Source organism: Hymenobacter chitinivorans DSM 11115, from assembly GCF_002797555.1.
GTDB lineage: Bacteria > Bacteroidota > Bacteroidia > Cytophagales > Hymenobacteraceae > Hymenobacter > Hymenobacter chitinivorans.
Genome location: NZ_PGFA01000001.1, coordinates 629168 through 645108 on the forward strand (window position 1 = coordinate 629168; position 15941 = coordinate 645108).

Genomic DNA, 15941 nt, shown 5'->3' on the forward strand with positions numbered 1-15941 from the left:
CGGCCGTTGGGCTTGGAGGTGGGCAAGTAGAGCGGTATAAGTGGGGTCTTACTTCAGGCAAGAAAGTAGCCAGTGCGGCCGAAAAAAAAGGGTCGCGCCGGCTACTGATTGCTACCTAAATGCTTCGAAGCCAGGCGTTCTGGAGCCATGCTTATTGCTGCCACTTGCGGCGGATGTTTTCCAGCAGCTGCCGCCGGATTTGCTGAGCTTCTTCCGACTCCGGTCCGTAGTCAAGGAGGTTCCGCTCGTGGCGACGCAGCAGGTCCTGGTCTGAGGCCGCGGAGCCGGTGGAAAAGTCCGAAGCCGCGTCGAGCCAGCCCCGTTGGGTGAGCCACCACCTGTTGTCGACGGGGCAATAGGGGGCAATGGCCTGGGCTTGGGCAGACGGAAAAGCCGATTGCGCCCGGATGTGGTGAATAATTTCCGCGGGTAGGCGCAGCTGGTGCTGTTCCAGGTAGTGAGCCAGGCCTTCGGGCCAGCAGTAAGTGCCGTCGGTCAGGTCGGCCGAGCCCAGGGTGGTGTTGCCGCACCCCAAACGGCACCAGCTTTGGCCCATCCACTGCTGCAGGGGCCGGCCTTGCCGCAGATAGGCCAGCACCATCTGCCTTTCCGAAGCGGCCCAGTGGGCGTCCACAAACCACGCCGGGTCGGGCAACAGCGGCTCGGCCAGGCTGCGCCAGAAGCCAAAGCCCAGGAGCGGCTTAGAACTCATCGGGTGCCTGGGAACCAGCCAATTGGTTGAGGCGGGGCTGCAGAATCCAGACGCCGACGAAGGAAAACCAGAGCAGGAAAAACTCGGCGGCGTAGTCGCTGAAGTGAGCCTCGCGCTGTAGCTCCACCGATTTGAGCACCTTGGCCGCAAAGCGCAGCCCATAGAAAATGCAGCCCATCGAAAACAGGTGCAGGGGCACGATGAGAAAGGCCGCCGCGCCCAGACCGGAGTCAGCGGGCCCGGCCCTGAACCAGAAAAGGCCGCCCATGACGGCCAGGACCAGCCCGATGTAGAGCAGCGGCACCAGAAACAGCGCTTTGAACCGCCCCAGCCGGAGCGTGGTGCCCGGTGGCAGCTGGGCAAACAAGCCCGTGGCAATGGCCCAGACCCAGCCAAACAGCCCCACGCAGAACAGCAGCATAATTACTGGCAACGAGTACAGCAGCAGTTTCAGGTTGAACACGGAAACCACGTCGAGCAGCAGGCCGATGCCCCAGGTCAGCAGAAATAATTGCCAGTGCCGGAGGCGCAGTAAAAAGGTCATAATTCGGGGTAGATACCGGGCTGCCGTGGCCCGGAAGCCGAAGATGCACAAAGTGCCGGATACTACCAGGGTAACAGTCGGCCCGCCGGGTGGCCGGCTTTACCAACACTGCCCGCCCCGTTGCGTATGCTGTTAGATTAGCCCGCGGCCAACTGCGGCGGGCTGTATTCCTCGTACCCCGCGCATGCCCAAGCTTCCCTGTGTTCTGCTGGTCGATGATGACCCTATTACCAACTTTCTCAACCAGCGCCTGCTCGACGAGCTCCACCTGACTGAGAAGCTGCTGATTGCCTTAAACGGGAAGGAGGCCATTGCCCTGCTGCAAGAGCACTGCGCCGCCGCGGAGGGCTGCCCGGTGCTGATTTTGCTCGACGTGAACATGCCCGTCATGAACGGCTTCGACTTTCTGGACGCTTACGCCGAGCTACCCCTGGCCCGGCAGCACTCCAGCGTGGTTATCATGCTCTCTACTTCCCTGCACCCGCGCGACGTGCAGCGGGTAGAGCAGCTGCATATTGGCGGGTTTTTGAACAAGCCCCTAACCCGGGAAAAGGTGCACACCATTCTAAGTCAGCACTTTGGCCAGCTACTAAACTAGCTGATCAGCGGCCCGCGGGAGCGGTGGTAAAGCTGCCGGCAGAACCGTATCTTGGGTAGCAAGGCCGCCGCGCTGCAACTTCGGCGCGGCCCCCGGTTCTTTGGTGGTATTATCCCGTTCCGCTTCTTGCTATTTATGATGAATAAAATCGTCCTTCTCACGTTGGCCGGCGGCGTGCTGCTGCAATCGGCTCAGGCCCAGCAATCCGAAAAAGTGGATGCGGCCATGCTGGAAAAAATCAAGGATGAAGGCCTGAACCGCTCGAAGGTGATGGAAACGGCCTTCTACCTAACCGACGTCAGCGGCCCGCGCCTGGCGGGCTCCGACGGCCTGCAGCGCGCCAACGCCTGGACCAAGCAGCAGCTCACCAGCTGGGGCCTGGTCAACGCCAGCATCGAGCCCTGGGGCACGTTCGGCCGGGGCTGGGACATCGAGAAGTCGTACGTGGCCCTGACGGCGCCCTACTACCACGCCATGATTGGGGCCCCCAAGGCCTGGACGCCCTCGACGCCGGGCACGGTCAAAAAGCAGGTGGTGGTGGTAAAAGCCACTGCCGAAGCCGACCTGGACGCCTACAAGGGCCGGCTGCGCGACAAAATCGTGCTGACCGACGTGGCCCAGCCGCCCAAAACCAACTTCGAGCCCGATGCCCGCCGCTACACCGACGCCGAGCTCCAGAAACTGACCGAAGCCCCGGCTACCCCGGCCACGCCGGCCGCTTCTCCCGACGCCGAGCGGCAGCTGGCTACCCGCCGGGCCCAGGCCGCCCTGCGCGCCAAGCTGGCCGAGTTCTACCTCAGCGAAGGGGCCGTGGCCGTGCTCAGCAGCCGCGGCGGTTCCGAAGGCACGTTCTTTACCACCAACGGCGCGCCCTACGCCCCCGACGCCAAGCCCGTGCTGCCCGAAATGGAAATGGCGCCCGAAGACCAGCTCCGCCTGATTCGGCTGGCCGAAGCCGGTATTCCGGTCGAAATTGAGCTCGAAACCCGCACCCGCTTCCAAACCCAGGACTTGAAAGGCTACAACGTGGTGGCCGAAATTCCGGGCACCGACCGTAAGCTCAAAAGTGAGGTCGTCATGCTCGGCGGCCACCTCGACTCCTGGCACGCCGCCAGCGGGGCCACCGACAACGCCGCCGGCTGCGCCATTATGATGGAGGCCGTCCGGATTCTGAAAGCGGCCGGCGTGCAGCCCCGGCGCACCATCCGCATTGCCCTGTGGGGCGAGGAGGAGCAGGGTCTGCACGGCTCGAAAAACTACGTGAAAAACCACTTCGCCGACCCGGCCACTATGCAGCTGCTGCCCGACCACGCCAAGCTGGCCGCCTACTTCAACCTGGACAACGGCGCGGGCAAGATTCGCGGCATCTACACCCAGGGCAACGAGGCGGTGGTGCCCATTTTCACCGAGTGGCTCAAGCCCCTGGCCTCGCTCGGCGCCACTACCGTCACCAAGCGCAACACCGGCGGCACCGACCACCTCTCCTTCGACGCGGTGGGGCTGCCGGGCTTCCAGTTTATTCAGGACCCTCTCGACTACGGCACCCGCACCCACCACACCAACATGGACACCTACGAGCGGCTGCCGCCCAACGACCTCAAGCAGGCGGCCGTGGTAGTGGCCACCTTCGTGTATAACGCTGCCATGCGGGACCAGAAGCTGCCCCGCAAGCCTTTGCCCGCCGCCAAGGCCCAGTAACAACGGCTGGCAGTTAACAAATACCCAACGCCCCGCCAGCTCGTCTGCCGGGGCGTTGCGCGTTCGGGCCGGGCCACTGGTTTGCCGTTCGGCGCGTAGTTTAGGACCCCGCCACAGCCGTTTCGTATGAAATTCCCCGCCCGTTTTTTCCTGTCACTGCTTGCCTTAGGATCCTGCCAGGTGCCCAAAAATTCGCCTTCTACTTCTTCCATTACTCCGCCACCAGTTGCCGCGCCGGCCAGCGCGGCGCCGCTGTGGCACTCGGCGGCCTACGCGGTGTACCCCGACTCGGTGGTGCAGGGGCCGCACGTGGCCCGGGCCGTGTCGCGCCGGGAACTGACCTCAAGCTACCGTAGCCCGGCCAACGCGTTTCAGAGCCCCCGGATCAGCTTCAAATTCAGCCTCAACGGTAAGGACAACGAAATGCCGCCCGGCCAGGACCACGTCATCATGGCCTTGCCCCGGGCCGGGCAGCCGCTCGAAACGCCGGTCATCGTATTCGGCCAGCAGTACGTGGACCAGACGCCCGTGCCCGCCGATACCTATCTGGCGCCCAACACTCCGCTCCGGATTCGGCTGGATCTGCGGCCTATGCTGGCCGCGTTTCGGCAGCAGGGCTTTTACCAGCTCTATAATGGGCAGAAGCTCTACCAGGCCGACTTCAAGCACGTGTTGGTGGCCGGCAATACCGCCCCGCTCAGCTGGGACTTCGACAACCTGATCCACAAGCCCGGGCTGGAGCTGACTGACCCCGACGGCAACGGCATCTACGAAACCACGGTGGTGCTCAACGCCCATTCCGACGCGGAAACCACTGCCGCCCATTGGCAGCAAACCCTCGATACCACCGAATTTCCGCAGCTCACTTCCGACTACCCGCTGCTCGACGCGCTGTACAACCTGGCCCTGGAAGAAGCCAAGCGGGCCGTCGAGCCCGACGGCACGTTTCGCACCGGCAAGGAGTGGGCCGGGGTCTGGACCCGCGACATCAGCTACAGCATCATTCTGGCCCAGGCCGCCCTGCAGCCGGAAGTCGCCAAAACCAGCCTGCTGCGCAAAGTCACGCCCCGGGGCCGCATCATTCAGGACACCGGCACCGGCGGGGCCTACCCGTGTTCCACCGACCGGATGATCTGGGCCGTGGCCGCCTGGGAAATCTACCTCACTACCGGCGACGAAGCCTGGCTCAGGCAGGTCTACCCGATTATCAAAAACTCGCTTGAGGACGATGTGCTCAATGCCTATAATCCGCAAACCGGCCTCGTGCGCGGGGAATCGTCGTTTCTGGACTGGCGGGAGCAAACCTACCCCAAGTGGATGCAGCCCGTGGATATCTACCAGTCGGAAAGCCTGGGCACCAATGCCGTGCATTTCCAGGCCAACCAGGTGCTGGCACAGATGGCCACTACGCTCGGCGACGCCGTCGTGGCGCAGGCGGCGCAGCAGCGGGCCGCGCGGATAAAAAATGGTATCAACCAATACCTCTGGCTGGCAGAGCAGGGCTACTACGGGCAATTTCGCTACGGCCGGGTGTATCAGCACCTCTCGCCGAAAGCCGAGGCCCTGGGTGAGGCGTTGACGGTGCTCTTTGGCGTGGCCGCCGGCCGCCGGGCCCAAACGGTGGTAACCCACACACCCGTCATGGACTATGGCATTCCCTGCATCTACCCGCAGATTTCGGGCATTCCGCCCTACCACAATAACGCCGTCTGGCCCTTCGTGCAAAGCTACTGGGGGCTGGCGGCGGCTAAGGTCGGCAACGAGGATTCGTTTCTGGCAAGCCTGATGGCCGTGGCCCGCCCCGCGGCGCTGTTCCTGACCAACAAGGAGAACTTCGTAGCCTCCAACGGCGACTTTGCCGGCACCCAAATCAACAGCAGCAACATGCTCTGGAGCCTTTCCGGGAGCCTGGGGCTGGTGTATAAGGGCCTGTTTGGCATGGATTTTCAGCCCGACCGGCTGGTCTTCCAACCCTTCGTGCCCCAAGCTTTGCAGGGTACCCGCCGCCTCACCGGTTTTCGCTACCGCCGGGCCGTGCTTGACATAGAAGTGCAAGGCTTCGGCAACCGCATCGACAGCATTACTCTTGATGGCCAGCAGTTGCCCGCTGCGGCCGTGCCCGCCACCCTAACCGGTACCCACACCGTGCAGATTAAACTGGTAAACAGCCTGCCCGAGGTCAGCTACAAAGTGACGCACGCCCCGCCCCACGCGGCCCCGATGACCCCGGAAGTGCACTACGCCGCCGGCCGCCTGACTTGGGCACCGGTGGAAGGGGCCAAAGCCTATCAGGTGCTGCGCAACGGCCAATTTGCGGCCCGTACCACCTCGCCCGAGTTTGCCCTGCCCTCAGCCCCCACCTACGCCGAATACCAGGTGGTGGCCGTCGACTCGCGGAACTACGAGTCCTTCGCCAGTGAGCCGTTGGCCGTGCCGGCCCGCAAGTTTCAGCGCATCTACGACCTGGGTACGGGCCGCTCCAAGTCGAGTAAGTCCTACAAAGGCTACACCGGCGCTGGGTTCGTGGAAATCAGCAGCACTCAGAACAAAACCCTGGCCGTACCCGTCACGGTGCCCGAAGCTGGCCTCTACGCCATTGATTTTCGCTACGCCAACGGCAACGGACCCCTCAATACCAGCAATAAGTGCGCAATCCGGACCCTGCGCCGGGGCCGGCAGCAGCTAGGCACCGTGGTATTGCCCCAGCGTGCAGTAGACGAATGGTCCGACTGGGGCTTTTCCAACCCCATCCTCGTGCGCCTGGAAACAGGTCTGCACCCCCTCACTCTCACCTTCGAGGCGGCCAACGAAAACATGAACGGCGAAGTCAACCAGGCTATGCTCGACTACCTGCGCCTGACCAAGATTGACTGAAGCCACCTCGCAGCAAAAAGGCCCGGCAGTCAGCTGCCGGGCCTTTTTTGGGAGCTATAAGGGCTAGGAAAGCTTTTCCTTGAATAAGCCCAGCGTCCGGTCCCAGGCCAGCTTGGCGGCTTCGGCGTTGTAGCGGGCCGGGGAGGAGTCGTTGTTGAAGGCGTGGTTGGCGCCTGCGTAAATGAATTGCTGGTAGGGCACGCGGGCGGCTTTCAGGGCGGCCTCGTAGGCGGCAGCGCCGGCGTTTACCCGCTCATCGAGGCCGCCGTAGTGCAGCATCACCGCGGCCTTTATCATCGGCACGTCCTCGGCTTTGGGTTGCATGCCGTAGTAGGCCACCGCCGCGTTGAGCAGGGAGTCGTGCACGGCTAGCTGGTTGGCCAGCGCCCCGCCCCAGCAGAAGCCCACGCAGCCGGTTTTGCCGTTGCTGTCGGGGCGGCTGCGCAGGTAGTTCAGGGCCCGCAGGTAGTTGCTCAGGTTCTGCTGGGCGTCGAGCTTGCCAATGAGGGTGCGGCCCTCGTCCTCGTTGGCCGGCGTGCCCCCAAACGGCGACAAGGCATCCACGCCCAGGGCCAGGTAGCCGGCCTTGGCCACCCGGCGCGTCACGTCCTTGATGTGGGGCGTCAGGCCGCGGTTTTCGTGAATTACCACCACGGCCCCGCGCTTTTTGCGGCCCTTGGGCCGGGCCAAGTAGCCTCTCATGGGGGAGGAGTCGCCCGGCCAGGTCACGTCCTCCAGCACCAGGTCCTTGTCGGATTCTTCCACCGTAGCGGCTTCGGCGTAGCCCGGGTCCAGCACCGAAAGGGCCGTCATGGCCAGGGCCAGCCCCCCGGTCAGCTTCACGAGGCGCTCCATAAATTCCTTGCGGGTCAGGGGCTTGTGGGTGTACTCATCGAAGAGGTTGATAATGCGCTGATCCATACAAGCAGGGGTGAGGCCGGTGATTTGTTGAGGTAATATAGGCATAAGTCCGGCTTTGTGGGCTGCGCGGAGGCCGGGCATATAAAGCAGAAAACCCCAATTACAGCGAGCAATTGGGGTTTTACAGCTCTTGTCGGGTCAAAGAATGGCCGGCTAGTTGGCTTTGGTAGCGCAGGCTCCCTTGGTATAGAAACGCACCCCGGCATTATCGGCCACGCAGGCATTGGAGTAGGTTTTGCCGTCGCAGCCGCATACCGGGTCATATTGCGCCGTACAGCCCGCATTCAGGTTAATTCGGGTCGGGTCAATGCATTCCAACGGGCCAATCGGGCAGATGGCGGGTTCGGGTGCTGGTTCTACTTCGGTGCGCTGGCAGGCCGTGAGCAGGCCTGCTGCCAGGCTCAGGAACAGTAAAGTGCGTTTCATGGGGCTGAGGAATAGGTGAACGGGTGTTTTTCCCCAGGAGTCCCGCCGGGGCTGGAAGGTTGCGTGGCCCACCCTTATTCTTCCCGGTGCACCGTGTCGGGCGAAAAGGCCGGCACGCAGATCGACCAGTACTCGCACTCGGCGTCGAAGGGGTTGGAGTAGCGCACCCGGGCCCCAGCCTTGATCAGCAACGACTCGCCGGCGCCCAGCTCTATCGTGTCGCCGTCGACCTCGAACCGCTTCCGGCCCCGCACCACGATGGTGACTTCGTCGAACTGCGGGTTCTGGTGGGGCTCGCTCCACTGGGGCGGGGCCACCATGTGGGCCACGCTGTACTGCCCGGTCTGGGTGCTGGCCAGCCCAATGTGCTCCTCAATGAGCTTGCCGTCGGTGGTGGGTACGCGGAAGGGGTTTTGCTGCCGGAAATACCGTTTTTCAGCCATAGTCTGCGGGGGCGAGATTAGTTACTTGGTCGTGGAAGCCGGGCACTCGCCCTTGGTAAAGGAGGTCACGCCGGCATTGGTGGCCACGCAGGCGTTGGAGTAGGTCTTGCCGTCGCAGCCGCACACCGGGTCGTACTGCATGGTGCACACGGCGTCGGGGCGCACTTTGGCCGGGTCGATGCAGGCCGGGGCACTGGCTACGGGCGAGCTGCGGTGGCAGGCCATCAACGAGAAAAACAGCCCTAGGGCTGCAGCAGATCGGAACATAAGGCGAAAGTAAGAAGTGAATATGCCCTAAAACGAGGCGGCTGCAAATATGGCGCAGGGAAGTAGATATTTTACTTTGACTATTTTTAGCTTGCGTCCATAACCCGGCCGGCTGGGCTTCGTATAGGCAGGCAGACTGGCCCCGGAGCGGCTGAGCTTACTTTCCGTATGCCGCCCTGTCCTGACTGCCTAACCCGCACGAACTAGTCCGACCACCACTGTTCAATTGTTCACCCCATTCTCCCTAACACCATGTCGTATCACGAAGAAGACAACTCGGGTAAAATCCTTTTGGCTGCTCTGGCCGGTGCCGGCGCTGGTATCATTGCCGGTATGCTGATGGCCCCCGATAAAGGCAAAGCAACCCGTGAAAACCTGCGTAGCGCCGCTACCAAATACAGCGGCACGCTGGGCGAGCAGCTCTCCAAATATGGCGAAGAGCTGGACTCCAAATTCAAAGGTTACGTGGAGAAGCTCGAAGATCTGGGCATCACCGGCGTAGGCAGCAGCCTGAACCTGAAAGGCGACTGGAATGAGTCGAAAGGCAAGCTGAAGCAGCAGTACGCCCAGCTCACCGACGAAGACCTGGAGTACACCGAAGGCAAAGGCGATGAGCTCGTGGGCCGTCTGCAGGCCAAGCTCGGCAAAGGCAAGCGTGAAATCACCAAGCTGCTGAACGACCTGTAAGCCCCTGGCGCTTTCAACTTTTGAAACGGCCTTGCTCCCACCGTGGAGCAAGGCCGTTTTTTGTAGAACCTTCGGAATATATCCGCGTTTAGATTTTCGAGGCCGCCGCCCCGGGGCCCCACGCTTGACTATCCTTTTCTCACTGCCTACCTTTTTCTAGTATGAAAGACAACAATGGTAAAATAATCCTTTCCCTGCTGGCGGGTGCCACCGCCGGTGTAGTAGCGGGCCTGCTGCTGGCCCCCGAAACCGGCGAGGAAACCCGCTCCGGGCTGAAGAAGTCGGCCTCGAAGTGGACCGACGACCTGGGCAAGCTGCTCAAGGACTCCCTGGCCAAAATCAACGCCGCCCAAACCGGGGATGCTGCCACCAACGCCGGCGACGAAAGCCGCAGCGCCGCCGACGACGTGCTCAACTCCATGAGCCAGGATACCGGCACCAGCTCCCACGCCACCACGGCCGCCAATACGCCCGGCGCCCCGGCCGAGGAAACTACCAACCCCGAAGCCTCGGGCACGAGCGAGTACGGCCGGACGCTCTAACTTTTTTTCGGCGGACCGTAACCTTGCCGTTGCTACCCCGTTAAAGACACTACAACGAGCTTGAAAGAAGGTCGGAGAAACCGGTAAAGCAAAATTGCCGACAGTAGGAGCTTCTAGCGGAAACGGTTTATGTGCCGCTAGCAAAATCAGACTTGTCCATCGCACATTTCTTTGCTGCCTCCCGATTGGAAGGGTAAGCAAGTTGTACTTAAGAAAAGCCTCCCGCGACATTACGCGGGAGGCTTTTCGATTTTTAGGACCTGCCGAACCGGCCTAAAAACAGCCTTGGCAAGCAGTAGCAGCCATTTGATAAATTTTCTTGCCCGGTTTGTAACCTTGTTGCCGACCGGCCGTTAAAGACACCATAACCGACTTATAAGAAGTTGGGTTGTCTTGAAAGCAAAATTGCCCGCTGTAGAGCTTCTACCAGAAATTCAAAACCTCCGGTAGCAAAATCGTACAGGACCAGTGGTAAGCTTCTTTTAGGAATCCCGTTAAGACATCAATAAGTTAGTTATCAAAAGAAAAGCCTCCTGCGATTATACGCAGGAGGCTTTTCGAGTTTTATGCCTTGCCCATTCATTGGGTGGGTAGGAGCCCCGTAGGTTTTTCCAATAGACCGCTACAGGTGTAGTGGGCCGCCCCAGGTTTCTCGGGTACCTCGGAACAGGTGTTCCGGACCACCCTAACTTTCTTCGATGACTCGGAACAAGTGTTCTGGACCACCGCGAGTTTCTAGGGTGCTTCAGAATACTTGTGCCGGGCCATCCTAAGTTTCTAGGTCGGCCCAAAACGACTGTGCCGGGCCACCCGAAGTTTCTCGGGTAGTCCGGCACAGGTCTGGTAGGCACCCCCAGGTTTTCACGGGTGCCCGCCAGAGTTCTGATAGGCCCCCCGAAGTTTCTAAGGGTGCCCGCCAGAACTCGGGCAGCTTATTCGCCCGACTCGGGCTTGGGTGCGTTTTCCGACTTGCTGTACTCGGGCTTCATCTGGGGGAAGAACAACACGTCCTGAATCGAGTTGGAGTTGGTCATGATCATGCTCAGCCGGTCGATGCCGATGCCCAGGCCGGCCGTGGGCGGCATGCCGTACTCCAGGGCCCGCAGGAAGTCCTCGTCGAGCACCATGGCCTCGGTGTCGCCGCGCTTGCCCAGCTCCAGCTGGTCCTCGAAGCGCTGGCGCTGGTCGATGGGGTCGTTGAGCTCCGAGAAGGCGTTGCAGATTTCCTTGCCGTTGCAGATAGCCTCGAACCGCTCCACCAAACCCGGCTTCGAGCGGTGCTTCTTGGCCAGCGGCGACATTTCCACGGGGTAGTCGGTAATGAACGTGGGCTGAATCAGCTTGGGCTCCACGTGCTCCCCGAAGATTTCGTCGATGATTTTGGCTTTGCCCATGCTCGGGTCGAGGCCCACTTTGAGCTCCTTGGCGGCGGCGCGCAGCTCGTCCTCGCTCTTGCCGTCGATGTTGAAGCCGGTGAAGTGCTCAATGGACTCGGCCATCGTGAAGCGCTTCCAGGGGCGCTGAAAGTTGATGAGGTTCTCACCCACCTGCACTTCGGTTTTGCCGTGCAGGGCCAGGGCTACGCGCTCCACCATTTCCTCCACCAGGTCCATCATCCAGTAGTAGTCCTTGTAGGCCACGTAGAGCTCCATCTGGGTAAACTCCGGGTTGTGGAACCGGCTCATGCCCTCGTTGCGGAAGTCCTTGCTGAATTCATAAACTCCATCGAAGCCGCCCACGATGAGGCGCTTGAGGTACAGCTCGTTGGCAATGCGCAGGTAGAGCGTCATGTCCAGCGTGTTGTGGTGGGTCTTGAAGGGCCGGGCCGCCGCACCGCCGTACAGGGGCTGCAGAATCGGGGTTTCTACTTCCAGGTAGCCTTTGTCGTTGAGGTAGTTGCGCATGGCCTGCACCAGCTGGGTGCGCTTGATGAAAGCTTCGCGCACGTGTGGGTTCACCACCAAGTCCACGTAGCGCTGCCGGTAGCGGGCCTCGGGGTCGGTGAAGGCATCGTAGGTTATTTTCTCGCCGGTAGCTTCGTCGACCCGCTCTTTTACCACGGGCAGGGGGCGCAGGCTTTTGCTGAGCACCGTCAGGCCCGTTACGTGAATTGAGGTTTCGCCCACCATCGTGACGAACACGCGGCCTTTCACGCCGATAAAGTCGCCCAGGTCGAGCAGCTTCTTAAACACGGTGTTGTAGAACTCCTTGTCTTCGCCGGGGCAGATTTCGTCCCGGTTGATGTAGAGCTGAATGCGGCCCGATGCGTCCTGCAGCTCGGCAAACGAGGCCTTGCCCTTCACCCGCACCGACATCAGCCGGCCCGCCAGGCTTACTTCCTGGAAGTTGTTGAGCTCGGGGTGGTAGTTGTCGAGGATTTCCTGGGCGTAGAAGTTCACATCGAATAGCTCGGACGGATACGGTTCAATGCCGAGCTTCTGAAGTTCCTCCAGCTTCTGGCGGCGTATCTGTTCCTGTTCGCTGAGGTGCTGCATGAGAATGGTCGTTTATAAGCCTGCAAAGGTAGTCTGAAACCTAGATTTTTACACTCTGTCTGAAAGAACGTCCTGTCGAGTAAAGCGAGACATCTCTCGTGCAATGGTAATCAGGCTACTATTACAACGTCACCACGCAAGATGTCTTCCTACGGTTAATCTGCCGGTCCTTAGACAAACAAAAAGCGCCATCCCAAAGGAATGGCGCTTAGGTCTATATGTAGTAAGGTACACTGTACAAGAGCGGGAAACCTTAGGCCGCAATACCCATCGGCTGCTGCGGCTCCTGACCCGTGAGCAGGGGCTCAATGCGGGTATGCAGGCGCTCAACCACAAAGTTATTCTGCAGGTGCTTGGGCAGCTCGCGCACCAGCTGCTGGTAACGCTCTAGGCCCATGGCCTTGGCAATGTAGCTCTCGTGAATGCCATTGAGGTAGCTCACAATGTTGAGCAGCGACTGGTGGAAGAGCTTAAAGTCAATTTCGGCTTCCACGTAGCGCTCAATCTCCCGGCTGGTCTGGGAAATGCGCAGACGGCCCAGCAAGTCGAAGATGGTGGTGTAGCCCAGGCGCCAGGTAATCTGCTGCCAGTGCGAGGCGGTCCACTTATCGAGCACCTTGCCCGTCTTCTGGCTGCGGATAGCCGTGTTGGGGTTAGCTTGCACCTGCTGGCGGGTAAGCTGAGCCTTCATCTTGCGCGTGGTGCGCAGAAACTGGCCAATCTGAGCCTGGGCCTCGATTTCCTTGCCCGCAATGTGCAGGCCCGGCTTGTAACCGGCCAGCGGCAGGCGGTGAATGCTGAAGTCACCGTAAGCCCCGGCGGCGTAGAATGACACCGGCCGCGGGTAGGCGTTACGCACCACCAAGCGGCCCACCTCCCGCCGAATCAGGGAAGGGTTGTTGGACCGCACCCCGGCCGTGTAGAGAAAAGCCTGCAAACCCGACAAGATAGTGTGGTAGGCCTGGGGGAAAGTCCAGTGCAGGGCGTTGCGCAGATATTCTTCGTCGCCCAGCTCGGCCGTGGCGCGCAGGGCATACTCCGTGCTCCAGCAGGCCTGCAACAGCTTGCCGATAGCCTGAATGTCGACTTCCGTCAACTCGGCCTCGTGGGCCCGGAAGAAGGGGAGGTTCTGCAAGCCACCCGTTGCGTCATCATTCTCCTGAATATGATAATTGATGGCAAAGAAGTAGTTGAGAAACACCTGGGCCGGAATAGACTTGCGCCAGGTTTCCTCGGCTTGCTTTTGCTCGTCCGTGACGAGCGGAAGGATGTTGTTCTCAGTTGTCGTTGTCATGCTTAGTAAACCGCTAGAGGCTAGTATTAGTTGCATATTTACTAAAATTATTCGCAATTATCAACGGGCTTATATATGACTGAAATACAAATGATTGTGATGAAAAATAAGAGGATTATCTGGTAAGGTGAAGGGATTGTTTAAAAGGTCGATTTGCTAATGATATTGGGTTTTATTGTTTGGGCAAAAAAGAAGCCTCCGCGTCACTGACGCGGAGGCTTCTTCAGTAGCTGAAGCAAGGCTTACAGCTGGTCTTTGATTACGGCTACGGCTTCGCGCAGGGTAATGTCGTTCTTCAGATTCTTGGTGAAACGACCAGCCCGGTTTACTTCTACCGTGTCGGTGCCAAGCTGGCGCACATCCACGGCCAACGGCGCAATTGCCAGGGGCTGAGCCGCTTTCTGCACGGCCTCATACTTTTCCGATTCTGCTTTGGCCTGCTCCTGCTCCGCCCGGAAGGCAGTGAGCTTTAGCGAAACCATCGTGTCGTCTTTGCGCTTGCGCATGCGCTGCACCATTTCGTTCATCAGCTTGAAGCTGGGGCTGCTGGCCACGCGGGCCTGGCTGGCCGTGCGAAGCTTATCGACGGCCGGGGCCCCGCTCCAGGGCTTGTAGCGAGCGGGCGTAATCTCATCCCACTTCAGCGGGTAATCCGACTCTTTTTCGCCCTGGTCGAGGTAGCTGTACGCGTCGGGCAAGGCAATGTCCGGCACCACGCCCTTGAACTGGGTCGAACCCCCGTTGATGCGGTAGAACTTCTGCGTCGTTAGTTTGAGCGAGCCGAAAGGCTTCAGGCTGCCGAAGTCACCCAGCATATCGTCAAGGTCGAAGATGCGCTGCACGGTGCCTTTGCCGTACGTATTGGCGCCCATAATCACGCCGCGCTTGTAGTCCTGCATGGCGGCAGCCAGAATTTCGGAAGCCGAAGCGCTGAACTTGTTGACCAGTACTACCAGCGGGCCGCTGTACTGCACGCGGGGGTCACGGTCGTTAAGGATGCTTGGGGCGCCCTGTGGCGAACGAACCTGCACCACCGGGCCGCTTTCCACAAACAGGCCGGCCATTTCTACGGCGTCCTGCAAAGAGCCACCGCCGTTGGAGCGCAGGTCAAAGACGATACCGTCAACTTTCTCCTGCCGCAGCTTCTCCAGTTCCTTCTTCACATCCTCGGCCGAGCTGCGCCCACCGTTGTCATTGAAGTCGGCGTAGAAGGTAGGCAGGCGCAGGTAACCGATTTTCTTACCGTTTTCCTGAATCGTAGCCGACTGGGCATAAGTCTCTTTCAGCACCACTACGTCGCGGATGATGGAAATAATCTTCGTGCTGGCGTCGGGCTTTTTCACCGTCAGGCGCACTTCCGTGCCCTTCTTGCCCTTAATCAGGGCCACGGCCTTGTCCAGGCGTAGGCCTTCCACCGAAACCGGCTCGGCCGCACCCTGGGCTACGCGCAGAATAATGTCGCCGGCTTTAAGCTCACCCTGGCGGTAGGAAGCCGAGCCCGGAATAACGTCCGATACTTTGATCTGGCCATCTTTTTCCTGCAGCGAGGCCCCAATACCCTCGAAGCGGCCCGTCATAGCTACGTCGAAGCTTTCCTTGTCGCGCGGGGCGAAATACTCGGTGTGGGGGTCGTAGGTGTTGGCAATGGTGTTGGCGTACACGGCCAGCCGCTCGTTGGCATCGGTCTGAGCCAGGTCTTTGAACTGCTCATCGAAGTACTTGAGCACCCGCTTACGGGCTTCAGCTTCCATTTCAGCAGGTGTGCGCATAGGCTCGGAAGTTGTAACGGCCGAGGGCTGAGCGGAAGTGGAGGCCAACGGCTTATCCTTCTTCTTTTTCTGCTCGTCCATCATTTCCGACACCCGAATCAGGGTTTGGTACTTCAGATATTTGCGCCATTCTTCGCGCTGAGCGGCAGCATCGGCGGCAAAGACCATCTTGTCGGCCTCCGTCTCAAACGACTCATCTTTAGTGAAGTCGAAGGGCTTGGCCAGAATGTCGCGGTACAGGGCCTGAATTTCTTTGGTCCGCTGATCCATGAGCTTGGTGCTCAGGTCAAGGAACTCGTGGGTACCCCGGCGCACTTGGTCGTCGATGTCGTTTTGGTATTTGCGCAGCTGGGCTACATCCGACTGCAGCAAGAACTTCTTGTTATAGTCGAGGCGCTTGAGGTAGAGGTCGAATACCCGTTTGGAGAAGTTGTCGTCAACCTTTTCGGGTTGGTAGTGGGCGGCACTGAGCCCCTGCAGCATGGCTTTAATCAGCACCTCATCTTTTTGGGGTGGACTAGCATCATTGCGCCGGTACAGCTTATAGGAAGCCAGCACGAAGACCGCCAGCACCAACGAGGCATACAGGCCTATTTTCAGTCGGGGGGAAGACATGGAAATCAGAATGAGATGGAAAATCAAATGTAAACAAAAGCCGTTCCGAACCCAGG

General features: G+C 60.1%; 14 protein-coding genes. 5 read left to right on the forward strand and 9 right to left on the reverse strand.

Annotated elements, in window-relative coordinates:
- Positions 1-151 precede the first annotated feature (151 nt).
- Together CLV45_RS02500 and CLV45_RS02505 are read right to left on the reverse strand one after the other, a co-directional pair.
- Complete coding sequence (locus CLV45_RS02500) at positions 152-712, reverse strand: hypothetical protein (RefSeq protein WP_100334819.1); 561 nt, start codon at positions 710-712, stop codon at positions 152-154.
- On the reverse strand, positions 702-1256 hold the full coding sequence (locus CLV45_RS02505; RefSeq protein WP_100334820.1) for a hypothetical protein: 555 nt from the start codon (positions 1254-1256) through the stop codon (positions 702-704). The genes CLV45_RS02500 and CLV45_RS02505 overlap by 11 nt, the downstream gene beginning before the upstream one ends.
- Before the next feature lie 184 nt (positions 1257-1440).
- Between CLV45_RS02505 and CLV45_RS02510 the strand changes: the two genes are divergently transcribed.
- From CLV45_RS02510 to CLV45_RS02520, 3 genes are all read left to right on the forward strand, one after another.
- Positions 1441-1854: a response regulator gene (locus CLV45_RS02510; protein WP_100334821.1), complete on the forward strand. Its 414-nt coding sequence runs from the start codon at positions 1441-1443 to the stop codon at positions 1852-1854.
- A 138-nt stretch (positions 1855-1992) separates the two neighbouring features.
- Positions 1993-3552 carry a M28 family metallopeptidase gene (locus CLV45_RS02515; protein ID WP_100336930.1) on the forward strand — a complete coding sequence of 520 codons (1560 nt, stop codon included), beginning with the start codon at positions 1993-1995 and terminating at the stop codon, positions 3550-3552.
- Between the two features lie 180 nt (positions 3553-3732).
- Entirely contained in the window at positions 3733-6426 is a 2694-nt protein-coding gene (locus CLV45_RS02520) for an alpha-L-rhamnosidase-related protein (protein WP_245882575.1), read from the forward strand.
- 63 nt (positions 6427-6489) lie between these two features.
- Here the strand turns inward: CLV45_RS02520 and CLV45_RS02525 are convergent, their stop codons facing one another.
- The 4 genes from CLV45_RS02525 to CLV45_RS02540 all read right to left on the reverse strand — a co-directional run bounded on the left by CLV45_RS02525 (position 6490) and on the right by CLV45_RS02540 (position 8441).
- Positions 6490-7347 carry a dienelactone hydrolase family protein gene (locus CLV45_RS02525; RefSeq protein WP_100334823.1) on the reverse strand — a complete coding sequence of 286 codons (858 nt, stop codon included), beginning with the start codon at positions 7345-7347 and terminating at the stop codon, positions 6490-6492.
- A gap of 153 nt (positions 7348-7500) precedes the next feature.
- Positions 7501-7773, reverse strand: coding sequence for a Kazal-type serine protease inhibitor family protein (locus CLV45_RS02530; protein ID WP_100334824.1), 273 nt, complete (start codon positions 7771-7773; stop codon positions 7501-7503).
- 74 nt (positions 7774-7847) lie between these two features.
- Positions 7848-8216 (reverse strand): cupin domain-containing protein, encoded by a 369-nt coding sequence (locus CLV45_RS02535; RefSeq protein WP_100334825.1) that lies wholly within the window; start codon positions 8214-8216, stop codon positions 7848-7850.
- A gap of 21 nt (positions 8217-8237) precedes the next feature.
- Positions 8238-8441 carry a Kazal-type serine protease inhibitor domain-containing protein gene (locus CLV45_RS02540; RefSeq protein WP_245882851.1) on the reverse strand — a complete coding sequence of 68 codons (204 nt, stop codon included), beginning with the start codon at positions 8439-8441 and terminating at the stop codon, positions 8238-8240.
- 294 nt (positions 8442-8735) lie between these two features.
- On the opposite strand from CLV45_RS02540, the gene CLV45_RS25530 reads away from it, so the two are divergent.
- Positions 8736-9170 (forward strand): YtxH domain-containing protein, encoded by a 435-nt coding sequence (locus tag CLV45_RS25530; protein ID WP_100334827.1) that lies wholly within the window; start codon positions 8736-8738, stop codon positions 9168-9170.
- A gap of 161 nt (positions 9171-9331) precedes the next feature.
- Positions 9332-9712, forward strand: a complete 381-nt coding sequence (locus CLV45_RS02550; RefSeq protein ID WP_100334828.1) for a YtxH domain-containing protein — start codon at positions 9332-9334, stop codon at positions 9710-9712.
- Between the two features lie 932 nt (positions 9713-10644).
- Here the strand turns inward: CLV45_RS02550 and lysS are convergent.
- The 3 genes from lysS to CLV45_RS02565 form a co-directional block, all read right to left on the reverse strand.
- The gene (gene lysS, locus CLV45_RS02555) at positions 10645-12207 is read right to left on the reverse strand and encodes a lysine--tRNA ligase (protein WP_100334829.1); all 1563 of its coding nucleotides are present in this window, start codon (positions 12205-12207) and stop codon (positions 10645-10647) included.
- A gap of 253 nt (positions 12208-12460) precedes the next feature.
- Positions 12461-13501, reverse strand: a complete 1041-nt coding sequence (locus CLV45_RS02560) for a hypothetical protein (RefSeq protein ID WP_100334830.1) — start codon at positions 13499-13501, stop codon at positions 12461-12463.
- A 242-nt stretch (positions 13502-13743) separates the two neighbouring features.
- Positions 13744-15885 carry a carboxy terminal-processing peptidase gene (locus tag CLV45_RS02565; protein ID WP_100334831.1) on the reverse strand — a complete coding sequence of 714 codons (2142 nt, stop codon included), beginning with the start codon at positions 15883-15885 and terminating at the stop codon, positions 13744-13746.
- Between the last annotated feature and the right edge of the window lie 56 nt (positions 15886-15941).